General features: G+C 33.6%; 8 protein-coding genes. 3 read left to right on the top strand and 5 right to left on the bottom strand.

What is annotated here, in order from left to right:
* Window positions 1-388: 388 nt before the first annotated feature.
* The 4 genes from M9426_RS04400 to M9426_RS04380 all read right to left on the bottom strand — a co-directional run bounded on the left by M9426_RS04400 (window position 389) and on the right by M9426_RS04380 (window position 12774).
* A complete protein-coding gene (locus M9426_RS04400; protein WP_250342590.1) occupies window positions 389-6670 on the bottom strand; it encodes a S8 family serine peptidase in 6282 nt (2093 codons plus the stop codon).
* A gap of 761 nt (window positions 6671-7431) precedes the next feature.
* A complete protein-coding gene (locus M9426_RS09330; protein ID WP_353961336.1) occupies window positions 7432-8265 on the bottom strand; it encodes a stalk domain-containing protein in 834 nt (277 codons plus the stop codon).
* Window positions 8266-8274: 9 nt separating this feature from the next.
* Window positions 8275-11238: a G5 domain-containing protein gene (locus M9426_RS04385; protein ID WP_250342588.1), complete on the bottom strand. Its 2964-nt coding sequence runs from the start codon at window positions 11236-11238 to the stop codon at window positions 8275-8277.
* A gap of 207 nt (window positions 11239-11445) precedes the next feature.
* Window positions 11446-12774: an MATE family efflux transporter gene (locus M9426_RS04380; protein WP_250342587.1), complete on the bottom strand. Its 1329-nt coding sequence runs from the start codon at window positions 12772-12774 to the stop codon at window positions 11446-11448.
* Between the two features lie 131 nt (window positions 12775-12905).
* Between M9426_RS04380 and M9426_RS04375 the strand changes: the two genes are divergently transcribed.
* Window positions 12906-13640: a gamma-glutamyl-gamma-aminobutyrate hydrolase family protein gene (locus M9426_RS04375; protein WP_195444549.1), complete on the top strand. Its 735-nt coding sequence runs from the start codon at window positions 12906-12908 to the stop codon at window positions 13638-13640.
* A 64-nt stretch (window positions 13641-13704) separates the two neighbouring features.
* On the opposite strand, the gene M9426_RS04370 is transcribed toward M9426_RS04375, so the two are convergent.
* On the bottom strand, window positions 13705-14799 hold the full coding sequence (locus M9426_RS04370) for a hypothetical protein (protein ID WP_250342586.1): 1095 nt from the start codon (window positions 14797-14799) through the stop codon (window positions 13705-13707).
* Window positions 14800-14914: 115 nt separating this feature from the next.
* Between M9426_RS04370 and M9426_RS04365 the strand changes: the two genes are divergently transcribed.
* Entirely contained in the window at window positions 14915-15184 is a 270-nt protein-coding gene (locus tag M9426_RS04365) for an ACT domain-containing protein (protein ID WP_060799906.1), read from the top strand.
* A 9-nt stretch (window positions 15185-15193) separates the two neighbouring features.
* A complete protein-coding gene (locus tag M9426_RS04360; RefSeq protein ID WP_250342585.1) occupies window positions 15194-16549 on the top strand; it encodes a PFL family protein in 1356 nt (451 codons plus the stop codon).
* Window positions 16550-16551 lie beyond the last annotated feature (2 nt).

Below are 16551 nucleotides of genomic sequence, written 5' to 3'. Positions count from 1 at the left end.
TATCCAAGTAGGGAATAAGGTCTTTGGAAACTTGGTCATAAACTTTTTATCCTTTTTCATAAAGGGTCCATATAGTTTGGCAAACCTATCCCAAAATTTTTTATTGGTCTTATCACTCATTTTTAACAGCTCTTTAATTAAGTTCAATGCTTATAATTTGTCTTTGTCTCATTATTATACAAAAAAATGGACACACTTACTGCATCCATTTTCTGTAAAGTTTTAACTTTTTACTCTTTTTTCTTCTTTAAAGGGCTTTCATTTCCAGAAAATTATTTGCCGCCAAGAGGGCAATCATGGAGACTGGTCCAACTCTGATAATACTTCCTTCTGGGCTGGAGCCCTTGTCCCCATGTGTCTAAATATTTTTCCTGCCTTTCTTTCAGGATTATTTTAAGATATCTCTTTTAATTATTACTTCTTTTGTAGTTCCATCCCAGATGATGTCCTTGCCATCTACTAGTCCTAGTGCTCTTGCAATGTTTGCAATTGGAAGCATTGTTCTATCGTTTTTAAGGATTGGTTTTACATCACTTTCGAAGACTGAACCATTTACGATTATTTGATTTGTATCAACAGGTATTTTAACTAGGGTGTCCTTATCTTTTAAGACTACTGTCCTATTTGCCTTATCCCAGTCTACTTCAAATCCTAATGCTTCTGCTACAAACCTAATAGGTAGCATAGTTCTATTATTTGATATAAATGGTTCTACATCCATTAACGCTTCTTTTTGAACACCATTTACTGTAACTACAAGTTTTTTTGAACCGATAACTAGTTTAGAATCCATCTTTATTTTTGTTGGAACCTTTGTTTCGGTAGCTGGCTTAAATGGTTTAGTCTTCTCAGACCCACTATAGGCAAAAAAGATCGGATAGCTAGGCCTATATCTTCTATAGGAATTATTGTCAACACTTGGTTTATCAGGACTTTCTCCACCAGGAGTAGCCGGATTTTCTCCAGGACTTTCTCCACCGGGAGTCACTGGATTTTCATTTTGACTCACAAATACTAAGGTTCCATTCTCAAAATAAGTGTTGTTTGCCAATTTAGCAAGGACAATAGGCTTAATAATTTTCACACCTGATGGTAGCTTATTTATTTTTATTTCATAGCCACCTTCTACAGACTTAACCTCATAGTCCTCCTTGGGCATTTCTTGTTTTTTGTATTTTGGAGTAGGGGTGCTGGTAGCATCTAGGCCTGTAGCTTGGTTTGCAGGCTTAAAGTCTTCTTCTTTAACATAATTTAGCTTAAAGAAAAACTTGTCATTATCTCCAATTTTACCTGCACCTTGTAAACTGCTTGCAATTTTAATTGTATTGTCTTTCAATGCAGTATATTTTTTCCCATTGTGGGGATTTACTTGGTCTTTTATTCCTAAAACTTCAAAGTTTACTAGGGCCTTCTTAGTAAAATCTCTAAATAAACCTGATTTTTTACCATTTACTTTTTTATATGGAATTTTTTCCATTTCCTCTAGTTCTTTTTGATTTATTTCTTCTTTTGCTAATAAATCCTTTGCCCTTTTAATGGCTTTTTTAATATCGTCCTTTACATTTTCATCTTGATATTCAATAGCAGGATTATCGACTACGTCTTCATTAAAAGACTTCATATAGGCAGCTAATGCTTCTTTAGCCTTCTTTAGTCTTTCAGAATCTACCTTGTTTTTACCGGCCTCAGTATTTTTTTCTTCTGCTTTCTTTACTATTTGATCTATAGCATCCTTGTTTTCTGCTTGATCGATTTGTTTCTTAGCTTCTGCTTTTTCAGTATCACTTAATTCATCAAGTAAATCAATTTTAGCCTTGGCATCTTCTTTTTCTTGGAGTAAAGCTTTTTTTGCTTCTTCGCGGTTTGCATTTTCTCCTTGAGCTGCGGAAAGAATTGCATCTATAGCATCTTTATTTTCAGCACCATCAATACTAGCCTTATAAGCATTTTTTTCATCTTGATTTAGCTTGTCAAGTGCATCTACTTTAGCTTTTGCATCAGTTTTATAGTTTTCTAGTTCTTTTCTTCTGCCATCATCAGCTTTTTTGTCTTTTAATGGATTTAGACGATCTGATAAATCTTTTTTCCATTCATCTTTTACAGCATTAACTAAAGCTTCAGCATTATCTAATTCAGCCTTTGTTATATCTGCAATCTTTTTTCCTTCAAGTGCATCTATTGCTTTGTCAGCTTGGATATATTTATCAAGCTCTGCTAAACGTGCTTTTAGTTTTGTTTTTCCTTCACTTGCATTTAAAGCTTCTACTTTTTCCTTAGCTTCGTTGTATGCATCTTCGGTTTTTTCTGCTTCTGCTTTTTCTACAAGTTTTGTTGCTTCGTCAATAGCTGCTTTTTGCGTATCTTCGATTTCTCTTAGTTTTGCTCCTATCATGTAGCTACCTTGTGTTTGTGGTTCAATCCAAGCATTATTAAACATCTTTACAGAATCTATATCTGTTGTGTTATTGTCTATTCCAAAGGCAAGTTCTCCTGATAGTTTTGTAAATGCTATATAAAATTCTCCATCAACTTGGACGTTTGAAATGTTTAAGCTATTCCATCCTTCTTTTTCAAAGTTCAAATCTTTAGAATAAAGAATCTTTCCAGGTAGACCATCTATGTCATTTTTGTCATAGATTGAAATTCTGTATCTACTGTTTTGTAAATCTACATCTTTAGTCTTTGTAATATAGTAAGTTACTTCTTCAACTTGTACATCTTTGTTATTTGATATCTTGTTTGCAAAAGTTATATTCTTTTCGTCTTGTCCTGCAAGTTGTAATGGCTCTTTTTTTGTGTATCCAACATTTTTTTCCTCTTGGAAACTAATTTTTTCCAGCTTAATTTCAATTTCCTTGCTTTCTGAAATTGTAATCTCTTCTCTATAAGTTTTATATCCATCTGCACTTACAGCGATATTATATTTACCTGGAAGAATCTTATCCAAGCTTATATCTGACCCGTCTTTTTCTTTTAATACTTCTAGGTCATCTTGTTTATATATTTTTACATTTGCATTAACAGGATTTGAATCTTCATCTGAAACTTTCACATTTAATGTAGTTTCTTGTGCCTTATCAAGATAAATATCTTCTTTTAATTCAGAATTATTTGTAATAGTTACTGGTATTTCTTTACTTGCATATCCTTCTGATTCTGCTATTGCTGTATATGAACCCACAGGATGTTTGATTGAAAATTTACCTGTTCCTGCTTCTGATGTTACTGATACACCTGTTTCTTTTATTCTTATTTTCCCAACTAATGGTATAAGTCCATTGTTGCTAGAACTATTTTCAGAAGCCCTTGTCATATTTTGAAGTTTAAAAGGACTCTTGTTTTCAAATACATTTTCTGTTTGTAGGCTATTTTCTGTGTTCTTATTAAGATTTGTATTTATACTTATATCGTCAATGTACCAGCCACCACATTGTTCAGGGCTAGATGCTCCCATATCATCACCAGTATCAAGTAAAAATTTTATTTTGATTTTATCTGTTAAATATTCCTTAGGAATTTCTACACCATCAGTAAACCAAGTGTGTCTATTGCCTTTCTTATCCAACATTTCTTCATTAAGTGTGTATATCTTTTCCCAGCTATTTCCATCATCTTTAGAAATATATATTTCTCCTAAATCCTGGTTATAACTACCGTAATCATCAAAGCCTCTTTTACCAGAAGATCCAAACCAATTTTGGTAATAAAGTTTTGCATCACTTAGAGTTGATAAATTCATTGTAGGTGAAATCAAACTATATTTTGACTTAGGTAACCTGTGGTCATCCATATTAGTAGCCCACATATTCATACCAGGGTTTTTCCCTAAAGATTGACTTTCTGTCGGCTTCTTAAAGTTAGCATTATATTTATCTCCATACTCTAGCTTGCCAAAATCCCAAGCTAATTCTCCTAAACCACTAACACTGGTCCATCCTTGTTTTCCGTTTTCAAAATTATAGCTTAAAAATTCTTTCCCTTCAGTAAATGTTATTGATTCAATTTTAGAAGGTTCACTTGAATTTTTTCCTATTTTTGATACTGCATAATAATAGTAACTACCCTTTTGAGGAAGTGGTGTATCAGATAAGGTTATTGAATATTTCCCAAAACCTCCATTGCTATCTCCTTTTTCAACCGTCTTTATACATTCAAAAGGTCCTTCTGGCTTGTCTGACCTATATAGTTCATAGGCTGTTATCTTATCATTATTAACTGGAGAAAAGCTAAAATTGTATCTACCATTTTTTTGGTTTCTTAAACTTAAATATTTACTTGGTTTTTCAGGTACTTCTTTTACTGCTTCTTCAATTTTTATATCGTCTATATACCAGCCTTGTCCTTTAGTCTTCCAGTTTCCATTTGCTCTAAGTCCAAACATTAAGCAAATTTTCTTACCCTTATATTCTGAAAGATCTATAAACTCATCGACCCATTTATTCTGTGATGAATTTTTATAGGTTCTTTTTAATTTCCAATCTAAGTTATCAGCACTACTGTTAGCATCAACTTCTGCAATCCAAACTTCGGCTTGGTCAAAGAAAGCATATTCTGAATTTCCAAGATCGTACCAATGTCTAAAACTAAGAACTGCATCTTTATCTGTTTTGCTAAGATCAATTGGTGGCATTACTGCTATTGTATCCTTTTTCAAATTATCTGAATATGGGCCAGTTCCTATAAGTTTCTTGTCTGGCTCGTCTGATTTTATGTTTCCCCATTTCCAAAGACTTGATTCTCCTCCAAATTCAAACCCAGAAATATCTGTTTCAAAATCTTGAACATATCCTATATTCACACCATCTTTTACAACGAAACTGTATTCTTCCGTTCTAGTTACTGAGCCATTTATATCTGAACATTCAATATAATAACTGCCTGATGAAATTCCATTAAAAGTTGAAACAGGTATATCGACATTATAGTATCCATCAAGTCTAGTTCCTCGTTTTAGTTTCATTTCATATTCTTTAAAACCTTCTCCACAATTTAAGAATAGCTTTACAGAGTCTATACCAGTATTATCTTTTACATTCGCATCAAAGCTAGTTTTATATATGGTATAAACTGCGCTAATAGCCTTATGGTCTAGGCTAGGTTTTTCATGGTCTTCTCCTCTTGCTAGAAGTCTTCCAGAAAAATTTCCCATCTTATCTTTATTTACTTCTTTGCCTTTAGTCTGACCCATTGAAAGTTCAACTGCATTATAGGCATCTACTTTTCCATAGCCATAGCCATGGTTTGGACTTTCAACATAGTAATCATCTTTTAAAGGACTTGCTGTTTCGTTTAAAATTTTTTCAATTTGCTCCACACTCAAATCTTTGTTAGCTTGTAGCATTAGAGCAACAACTCCTGAAACATGGGGACTTGCCATAGATGTGCCTGTATATAATTCATACCTATTGCCTGGAACAGATGATAAGATATTTACACCAGGTGCCACAATATCAGGTTTCCATTTATTTGTATAATCAGATTTTCCTCTTAGCGAGAATTTAGCTACCTTTTCATCTTTTCTAATGGCACCAACTGCATAAGCTTCTGGATATGAACCTGGTGTCCCAATTGAATTATCTCCACCATTATTGGTTTCACTAACATTACCTGCTGAAAATACAGGAAATATCCCTGCTTCTCTCCATTTTTTTACCATATCTTGATAAAAACCATCACTAGAATTGCCTCCCCAAGAGTTATTTACAATTCTTGGTGCAAGTTCAGGATGTTTATTTCCCTTTGCATCAGTAGGTGCAAGAATCCATTCACCTGCTGCAAGTAATTTTGTATTATCAGTGTCTCCATTTTTATCAAAAACCTTTACTGCTATCCATTTTGTCTTTGGAGCAACTCCCAAAAGACTTCCTTCTTTTGAACCTAAAATTGTTCCACACACATGTGTCCCATGCCCTCTGTCATCAAATGGTTTTTCTTCAGCCCCATTTTTTCCATCAATTGTGTTATACCAAGAAGAGGCGGAAAGATTTGAATCATTTCCCCTATAGTTTTTGGAAATAGCAGGATGGGAAGAGTCTACTCCTGAATCAATTATTGCAACAACAACCTCATTGCTAGAGTCCTTTGTAAGCTCTTGAGCTTTATCTGCTCCAATTGCCTTTAAGTTCCATGGCACATGCTTGGATGAATAGCTTAAGCTTGCCTCCCTTGCTTCTGGAAAATTTTTTTCGGGTCTTTCTATTTTTATTTTTTTATTCTCTATAATTTCTTCTACATCTGGCCTTTTGGCTAGTTCTATAACTATAGATTTTTTAGCAACTATGTTTACACAATTTACTATAAAAAAAGATTTGTATGACTTAACTGAACCTTCTTTTTTATTTTTGTCTAAAAATTTCAAAATTGACTTTTGACTATTTTCAGCTAGTGATACTGACTCATCTACAATCTCTTTTCTTATTTGTTTTTGCAATTGATCTTTATTTATATTTGGATTTGATTTTTTTACTTCTGTCTTAATCTTTTCAGAATCTATCTCCTTTTTTAGTTTGACAATTACATCAACAAATTCATCATCCTTTACACTTATTATCTCTTTACTAATTTTTTCTTCGTAAGTTTTAGTGCTTGTAGCAGCATAAACCTCAATGAAATTACTAAAAATAATAGTAAATAATAAAGTAAAGGCTATATATCTTTTAAAATTTTTCATAAAAGCCTCCTTATTTTTATTAATTTTTTAAATACTATAACTATTCCGCCGAGGTCTGAATAGTTACAATGTCTTTAAAGTTATGTAGTATTGCTACTTTTCCCTTAAATTCATTTGCTTTTCTTCCTATCATATTCGATATCCATGTCTTCTCCATAACTTTAGCTTACTTATAAACGGCATCTGCTTTAAGGGCCATCTTATGGTGGTCTATTACCTGGATGCTTTTCCCATCTATGCGGGGTCCCTGGTTTTTTTCTTTCAATCTTCCTCCTTTATATTTAAGGTATAGTGACTCCTTTGATAATTATCAGAGATCTATGTGAAATTTTTCTAACTGATATATACAAGGTTGTCACTGATAACAATTCTCATTTATATATGATAGCATATTGGTCCTTCTTGTAAAGCCTTTTTTGGGGGATACAGGTAATATCTTATAAATTATTTATATTTTGAAAGGTTGATTTTCTAATTTTACTTGTCGCCATTTTTTAGCTTTTTGAAAATTTTTAGATCACAGGGGCTTTTATATATTTTCATGCTTTTGCTAATATAAGTATAAAAAGTTTTTGGATGTTTAAGTTTTATTGGAACTTTTCTCCTGCTATTTTAGGTAAATTTATTTGACTCATTTTTTGAAATGATAGGTTGTAAAATTCAATGCGACAAAAATAAAAAAAGACGAGGAAAACATTTAGAAATCCTCGTCTTTTCTCTTATACTGTTTTATAAAAATTTAAAAACAAACACAAATAATATTATTTAACATTAATAGTTACTGTTCTTTCTACTGCATTCCATTCAATATCTTGAGCTATTCCGTCAGTAGTGTTTCCATTTGTCATATTGAATACCCTTGAAATATTAGTAATAGGAAGTAGTATTCTATTATTAATATTAAGAGGTTTAGAATCCATAACTATAGTTTCACCATTTGATAAAACAATTTTATTTCCATCAATTTGAATTTTTGCAACAATTCCATCTTTTGTAAAGGTTGCAGTTCTTGTTGCCTTATCCCATTCAACTTTAGTTCCTATTGATTCAGCAACGAATCTCATAGGAAGCATTGTTCTGCTGTTTTGGATAATTGGAGCAACATCAAGACTAAGTCTTGTAGATTGTCCGTTAACAATTCTTTCATAAATCTTACTGTCAATTTTTAGAACATATTGAATTGGTTCAGAAATAGTTTTTGTAACCTTATTCTTAATATTATTATTTGTAGTTACACCTGTACTTAGGTTTTGATAATCCCAATAATATCTTGGTCTATAATTTGGATAAATCCAATCATAACTAGGATTTGGGCTTGGAGCTGGACTTTCACTTTCCTTTGTGCCTACTTCTATTATTTTAGGAGTAGCTTCTTTAATTACTTTTTCAGATTTTTTAGTCTTAGAAAGTACTTCGTTTCCACGAGTTTTAACAGTGTAAGTTATTTCTTTTTCACCGTCTATACCTTCTTGTACTACTTTTTCTTGTCCTTTTTCAAGATTTGGATTATTTTTCCTTTCAGTTTCAAAAGGAATCTTTACTTTTTCTGTAACATCCTTTTCCTCTACGTCTACAGTAACTTCTTTAGTTCCAATTGTTATCTTTTAATTTTGAGCCGGTGTTACATCAACTTTCGGTTGACCATCAGGAATATACTGATTTCCCTCAAGCTTATATTTTTGAATAGTAACTTTTTTGCCGTCTACGCCATTTTGAGTAACTTCTTTAGTTCCAACATCTTTTGTGGCGTCTTTTGTTATTTCAGTTTCAAAAGGTATAGTTTCTGTTGTTGTAACAGTAAATTCTTTAGGAAGATTTTCAGGTAATTCTTGTGTAGGTTTCTTTTTAATTACAAGGTCTTGTGCTGGAGAAAGTGGTTCTTCACTAACTTGGGCACCTTTTTGACCATTATTATTTTTATAAGTTACTTTTTTCTTTCCAAGAACTCCACCAGAAACTTCTGGCTTTTCACCTTTAAAGTTTTCGTCATTTATGACTTGAATGTTGAAAGGAATGTCTTCTTCAACTGTGATAAATTTTTCTTCTGCCTCTGCTAGCTTAGTACCCACCTTAATAATTTTATCTTTTGCTGCAGTTTTAACTTTTCTAGATAGCTCTTCCCTAGTAGTTTCTTTTGTACCCTTATATGTTACCTTATACTTAACTTCTGCACTTCCATTTACACCTTCTTGTTCAGTTTTTTCTTCGCCAAGAAGAAGTGTATCGTCTGATTTTTTAATAACTTTAAAAGGTATTGTTTCAGTAACTGTTTCTTCTTTTGTTGAAATTCTTTCTTCAGGTTTAATATAAGTTACCTTTAATGGTTCTGTTTCTGTAGATATTTTTCCATTAAATGTAATTTTTATCTTACCCTTTTGATTTTCAATAAGAGTTCCATTTTCTGGTGATGTAGTAAGTTTATTATTTGCAAATTCATTGAAAGGAACCTCTTTTGTAGCTTCATTTTCATCTTTTAGAACTACAACAAGTCCGGATAAGTCTAATTTATCTCCAGAAGAATAATCTAGCTTTGGTTGTGTTTTAACAGAAATAGATTTAACCGTAGAAGAATTAAATTCTACAACGGAAATTTTTAGTTCAGCAGGAGTGTTATTTCCAGCTAAAGTAAGAGATAACTTTTTGCCATTATTTTCTTTAGTTAAGGCTTTATCCAAATCACCAGTTTCAAATTTAGGTGTGATTTTGTTATTTGCAAAATCTGAATAAGGAACTTCCTTAGTATTTCCATTTTCATCTGTAAGGACTGCTTTTAAGCTATCAAGATCAAGCTTTTGATCTACAATATAATTAGTCTTTATATCTTTTGCAAAAGCGATTGAAGCAACTTTTTTAGTATCAAATATAGAAGTGGTTACTTTTAAAGGTTTTGTTTCAGCAAACTTACTATCGTCAGATTTAAGACTAACTTTTACAGGTTGGTCGTTATCTTCTTTAGTTAAAACTTTTCCATTTGTAGGGTTTGTAGTTAAACCATAATAGTCAAAATCTTTAAATTCAACAGTTCTAGTTTTGCCTTCTGAATCTTTTAATTCGACACTTAAAGCTGACAAATCTAATGTCTTTGCCTTTTCATCGTCGCCATCATACTTGTAATCAAGCTTTGGTTGACTTGCTATCTTTATAGATGCAATAGAATCTTTCTTAAATCCGTCATCCTTTACTTTAAAGGTTTCTCTAGAGTATGCGAAGTTGTCTCCCTTTGTAACTTTTATTGACTTACCGTCAAGGGTTTCAACAGGGTCCCCTTGCTCTGGTTCTGTAGTAATTCCTTGGGCTTTAAGATTTTCGTAAGGGATATATTTAATCTCGTCGCCCTTTTTTATACCAACAACAAGTCCAGTCAAATCTACTGTCTTTTCTCCTTCTTTAGAAATGTCGTAATCCTTTTTAGGGAATGTGGAAACAAAAAGTGTTAAATCTTTATTCCTACGAGAAAAACTATAAACTTCTACAATATTATAGTCTCGTTTTATTGGAGTATCCAAGTCAAACTCTTTGCTTTTGTTATAAGTAGGTGGAATCCATCTACCATTACTATTGTCAAAGTAACCTAGATTTGTGATTTCATAATACTTATTGTAATTACTCTTACTTCTACTTTTTATTTTTTCTTCATTTTTTACAAGTTCTAAATCAGGCCAATCACCATATTCTTGGTAAAATTTAACTTGATGGTCTTTTGACCAAATTTCTCTAAAAATTTTTGGACCATCTATAGGCCAATAACTTGATTGGTTGAAGTCAAGCAAGCGGCCCTTTTCTTCTTTTCCATTGACAATGGAGTATTCTTGCCAGCCTATAAACTTAGATCCGTCACCTGGGCTAGATGATTTGGCTTTAGCTGCTGTTATTTTTAAGTCGCCATATAGAGATTGAGCAGGAAGAGTTTTTGTAATCTCTTTATTATTAATTTTAATAAACTTATGTGTAAAGTTTTTTTCTTCATATTGAGCATTAAAGCTAGTATCACTTGTAAAGGTTCCCTTAAGGTTTTTGTTAAAGGAACCTTCTTTTGAAGGCTTATCATAGCCCTTATCAACCCAACCCTTGTCAATATCAACAAAATAAACAGCATGACTTAAATCCACTTCTTTAAATTTTGGAACATAGAACTTTCTTTCTGATACAGAACCTGAACCCTTGTAACCAACAAATTTTCCATGTTCACCAGAGTTAAATGTAGCAACTACATAGCCCTCAGGTTTTTTAGCGAATTCTTCTACAGGGTAATAATTTTTCACCCAACCGCTGACACCTACATAGACACTTGTATTATTTGTAGGATTAATTCCATCTACTTCCTTACCGTCAATGTAGTAACTTAGCTCATAATCTTGGTTTTTAAAACGATAGTACTGCCCACCTTCTACACTGACACTTTCTTTATCATCGATATCCTCGATACCATAATCTCTATTGCCCACATCCTTTGATGCTATAAAAGTGATTGTATATTTTTGCGTTCCTGTTTCAGCAAAAATACTTATAGGAATCACTCCTAAGATCATTATTAATGCGAGAAATAAAGATAAAAATTTTTTCTTCATTTTTACCTCCTTTTATTTATAACTTGGTACCAATTAATCCCTTACATGTACCTAAGTCCATTCTATATATATAGTCAAGCCATTCTTAGATACTTTAATAAAAACAATCATTTTCAAAGTATAAATAAATTCAAATAAAAACGAGCAAGCCTTTGTAAATATAAAAAAAGGAAGTCACGTGACTTCCTTTTTTTATATTTACAAATTTTATCCTTCTTTAAGTCTTAAAGCAGACTTATCTAGCATCTTCTTTAGGGAGTAGAGGGCAATTACAAATACCACTAGCTCTGATACTCCTGCTCCAAAGAAGAGGAATCTCACTCCAAAGAGGTGGACCATTAAATAAATGGAGATGAATAGGGATACTGATCCCCTCAAAATATTTATGATAATGGAATACTGAGGCTCTCCAATGGCTGATGACAAGGATGCAATAAATAAGTTTTGACCTGCTAATAAATACATAAGGGCGTAGATCCTCATTGGCCTAATAGAAGATGAAATCATACTCTTGTTCTCCAAGAACATATTGAAGAGGCTTTCTGCCCCAAAGTAGGCAATGGAATACATAATTACAGAAATTATAAAGACGAAGATAAAGCTCATCCTAATAATTTTTATAGACTTATCCCTTTCCCTGGATCCGTGATAGTAGGATAGAAGGGGTAGGGTCCCGTGGCAAACTCCTTGGAAGGTTGAGTTGGCAAATAGGGACATGTAATTTATAACTGCGTAGGCAGAAAGGTATTCAGGTGAAAGATATTTTATTATAAAGAGGTTAAAGATAAAGACAAAAGTTGCTGTGTTTAGCTCAGAGATAAATTCTCCAAAGCCATAGATAACAGTCGTCTTTAGATAATGAGCAACTTCTTTAAATTCCATTTTTATCTTTACAAAACGAAGGTAACCCTTGGCAGCCCTGAAGTGGATAAAAAATATGAAGCATGACAAGAATTGTGCAATACCTGTGGCAAGGGCAGCTCCCCTTACACCCAATTGAAACTTATCTATTAAAACATAGTCTAGAATTATATTTGTAAGGCAGGCTGAAAGGGCGCCAATAATTGCAGTCTTAGGAAAGCCGTCTACCTTTACCAAGACCTCAAAGGCATAGGCGATAATGTAGAAGGGCGAAAAGAATACAATGACAGATAAGTAATCATGAGAAAGCTGAAACAAAGTTGAGTCTGCTCCCAAAAAACTTATTATTTGGTTCATAAAAATTATTCCAATAAGGGCAAGTATTATTGAAAAGCTAAGGATAAACAAAATTATAAAGGTAAAGACCTTGTTGGCCTCGTCCCTGTTGCCCTTGCCCAGCTCTATTCCTATAATGGTTTGTGATCCCACACCAGTTATAATTGCAATTGCAAACAAGAAGTTCACGTAGGGAACAACTATTGTTACAGCCGATAACTCCAACTCACCGGCGAAGTTTGCAACAAAAAATCCGTCTACGATTGTGTAGATAGAAAAGACCCACATGGCAATAATTGATGGGATTACAAACTTAAAAAATTGTTTATTTAAACTCATAAAACACCTCTAACGTATTGATTATATATTAATATATTTTTTTAGGCAACGAAGCTAGACTATAAGTTATTCTATTACAATTTTTATAAGTCTTTGTTATAATGAGTTTAATAAATAGAGGGAGGAAGATTATGAAACCAATTATAGGAATTTCTGTTAACTCACTAAGAGATATTTCTCAAAATGACGTTGGACAAATTGGAGTAGAAGGCCAAGACTGGCAACTTATAGCAGCAGACTATATTAGAGCAGTTGAAAGAAACGGCGGGATTCCAATTTTAATTCCAAACATAAAGACTATGGAAGACATGAGAACAGTTTTAGATAAGATTGACGGCCTACTTTTATCAGGTGGTCACGATGTAAATCCAAGGACTTACAACGAGAGAAACTCTGGCAAGGCTGGTAAGTTCGACAACATAAGAGACCACGAAGAAATCTTTATGACAGAATATGCCCTTGAAAAGGACATACCCTTCTTGGGAATTTGTAGGGGACTTCAAATCTTAAACGTGACACTTGGAGGAACTATCCACCAAGACCTACCATCAGCAGGTTTCCCAGCTCACTCAATGAGTAATTCGCTAAGAAACGAACCATCACATGAGCTTAAGGTCTTAGAAGACACTCCACTTTTTGATATTTTTAAAAGAGAAGAAATCTGGACTAACTCCTACCACCACCAAGGAATAAACGAACTTGGTAGGGGACTAAAGAAGGCAGCCCTATCAGAAGAAGGACTAATAGAAGCAGTTTACTTAGAGGACAAAAAATTTGCCCTTGCAGTCCAATGGCACCCAGAAATGATGTACGACGACAAGGAAATGAATATGATTTTCCAAAAGTTTATTGAAGCTTGCAAGTAAATTTATAAATTTTTGAGAAAAAATTAAGAAAGACCTAGTTTGTTAAAAACCAGGTCTTTTTGTTTCATTCAAAATAATCAATTATGCCTTTTACAGCAATGCCAGTGGCCTTGTGATAAACTACTCCCTCACAATAGGTCCAGTTTTCTTTTCCTACTTTCTCCTTTGCTTCTTCGTAGTCTTTTTTCTTGGCTATTTCTATTGTACCTGGAATATGGTTTGGTCCCTTTTCGATGTAGACTACATCTTTTTCATAGCCTGGAATATCTTCAAGCTTGTGGGTGAAGTCCTTTAGTCCACTTTCCTGAGCCTTGTAAAATAATTCTTCCATTAAGCTATCATAATTTTCTTTTACTTCACCAGCAAACATCAACTTGCCAGAGATGTCATCGTCACCCCTAGCCATTTTTTGAATAGAAGGTCCGTATCCTGCTCCATCCATAGCTTCGATCTTTTCATCAAGGACAAAATTTTTATCTTGATCTAAAACATAGCGAAGTTCCATAGGACTAGTGTAGCCAGATTCGCTATTAAAAATTCCATTCTTGTAGGAATAATTTTGATTAACTACAGTCGCAAGAAAAATTAATTTCCCATCTTCAAAGAAGTCCTTAACGAGATGAGTGTAATAAACTTGGTAGTCACCAGGATTCTTCATAGTTTCAATATCTCGAACTTGATTTGAAAGCAAAAGGCCTAGGGCCTTGTCCCTTAAATTTTCTTCTGAATTTATAATTACTGAAGAGATTTTTTTGATTTCTTCATTTTTATATATTCCATCTTCTTTTTTTCTGGAGAGCTTTATCTCCCTTGAAGGATTAGAAATTATTATATCTCCCGAGATATTTTCACTTTTATTCACACTTTCATCTGTAAGTTCAGAATTTTTTAAAACTCTCATATAGTCGAAAGTGCTGAATTCTCCCACAATCTCTGAAGCTTGAGTTTTTTCCTTTTTATTTTCCCTATATATGTATAATTTTGAAATTTTATCCCTGGCTAACTCTTCCTTATATCTCAAATCTTTTCTAAATTTTTCTGACTCTTCTATTTTCTTTTTTTCAGCTATTTTTTCTTCATTGGAAATTTTATTTTTATTACATCCTGTAAAAAATATAATTGCAATTAATGAAATAACAATAAATTTAAATTTCTTCATGTCTACCTCCTTTAAGTAGATATTATAATAAAGTTAGGTTAAATACAACAAGAAATGGGGTCTTAGAGTCTTAAATTATGGTATAATAGTTGTAATTTTATTTAAGGGGGAAATTATGAGAGCCGTTATAACTGTAATAGGTAGTGACAAGATAGGTATTGTATATGAAGTAGTAAAGAAGATGGTGGAATTTGATTTAAACATTGTTGATATCACTCAAACAATTTTAGATGATTACTTCACAATGATTGTTATTGTTGATTTAACTAAGATGAACGTTGAATTCCAAGAAGTTGTTGACGCTTATGAAGAACTTGGCAAGGAACTAGACCTTTCTATAAGAGTTCAACACCAAGGTATCTTTGACAAGATGCACCAAATTTAAGGAGCAGACATGGATAGACAAAGAATTTTAGAAACTGTAAGAATGTTGGACCAAGAGAACCTAGACATTAGGACAGTTACTCTTGGGATTTCGCTACTAGATTGCATAGACAAAGACGGGGATGCTGCCCGCAAGAAGATCTACGACAAGATAACAAAGTATGGCAAGCACCTTGTTGAATATGCAAACGAAGTTGGTCACAAGTATGGTGTTGAAATTGTAAATAAGAGGGTTTCTGTTACACCAATTGCCCTAATCGCTGGTGCAACTGATGATAAAGACTACATAGAATTTGCAAAGACTCTTGATGCTGCTGCAAAGGAAATTGGCGTAGACTTCATCGGTGGTTACTCTGCCCTAGTTCATGGAGAAATGACTCCTGCTGATGAAATTTTAATAAACTCAATTCCTGCTGCCCTTGCTGAAACAGAAAAAGTTTGCTCTTCAGTAAATGTTGGTACAACAAAAAATGGTCTCAACATGGATGCAGTTAAGCTAATGGGAGAAAAAATTGTAGAAGCTGCAAACTTAACTAAAGACGCAGACTCCATTGGTTGTGCTAAGCTTGTTGTTTTTGCCAACGCAGTTGAGGACAATCCCTTTATGGCAGGTGCCTTCCACGGAGTTGGAATGGGCGATGTAGTCCTTCACGTTGGAGTTTCTGGTCCTGGTGTTGTTAAGTATGCCCTAGAAAAGGTTAGGGGAGAAAGCTTCCACGTTGTTTCAGAAACTATAAAGAAGACAGCCTTTAAGATAACAAGACTTGGAGAATTAATTGGTACTGAAGTTGCCCAAAAAATTGGAGTTCCCTTTGGAACAATCGACCTATCCCTTGCTCCAACTCCAGCAATAGGAGATTCCGTTGCAAGAATCCTAGAAGAAATTGGAGTTGAATTTGCAGGTGGTCACGGAACTACTGCAGCCCTTGCCATGTTAAATGACGCTGTCAAAAAGGGTGGCATCATGGCATCTGACCACGTTGGTGGCTTATCTGGTGCCTTCATACCAGTGAGTGAAGACGAAGGAATGATTGAAGCTGCAAGAAATGGTCACATAGGTCTTGATAAGCTTGAAGCTATGACTTGCGTTTGCTCTGTTGGACTTGACATGATTGCAATCCCAGGAGACACAAAGGCAACTACTATTGCTGCAATTATTGCTGACGAAGCCATGATTGGAATTATTAACCAAAAGACTACAGCTGCTAGACTTATACCTGTTATTGGCAAAGGTGTTGGCGACGAGGCAACCTTTGGTGGCCTATTAGGATCTGCTCCTATTGTCCCAGTTCATCCAGGTAGTGCTGACAGGTTTGCCAACCGTGGTGGATATATACCAGCTCCAGTTCACAGCTTTAAAAACTAAAA

Origin of the sequence: Peptoniphilus genitalis, assembly GCF_023614525.1 — a bacterium.
Taxonomy (GTDB): Bacteria; Bacillota; Clostridia; order Tissierellales; family Peptoniphilaceae; genus Peptoniphilus_A; species Peptoniphilus_A genitalis.
Note: the sequence above shows the minus strand (reverse complement) of the source record. Positions and strands in the feature narration are given on the sequence as shown.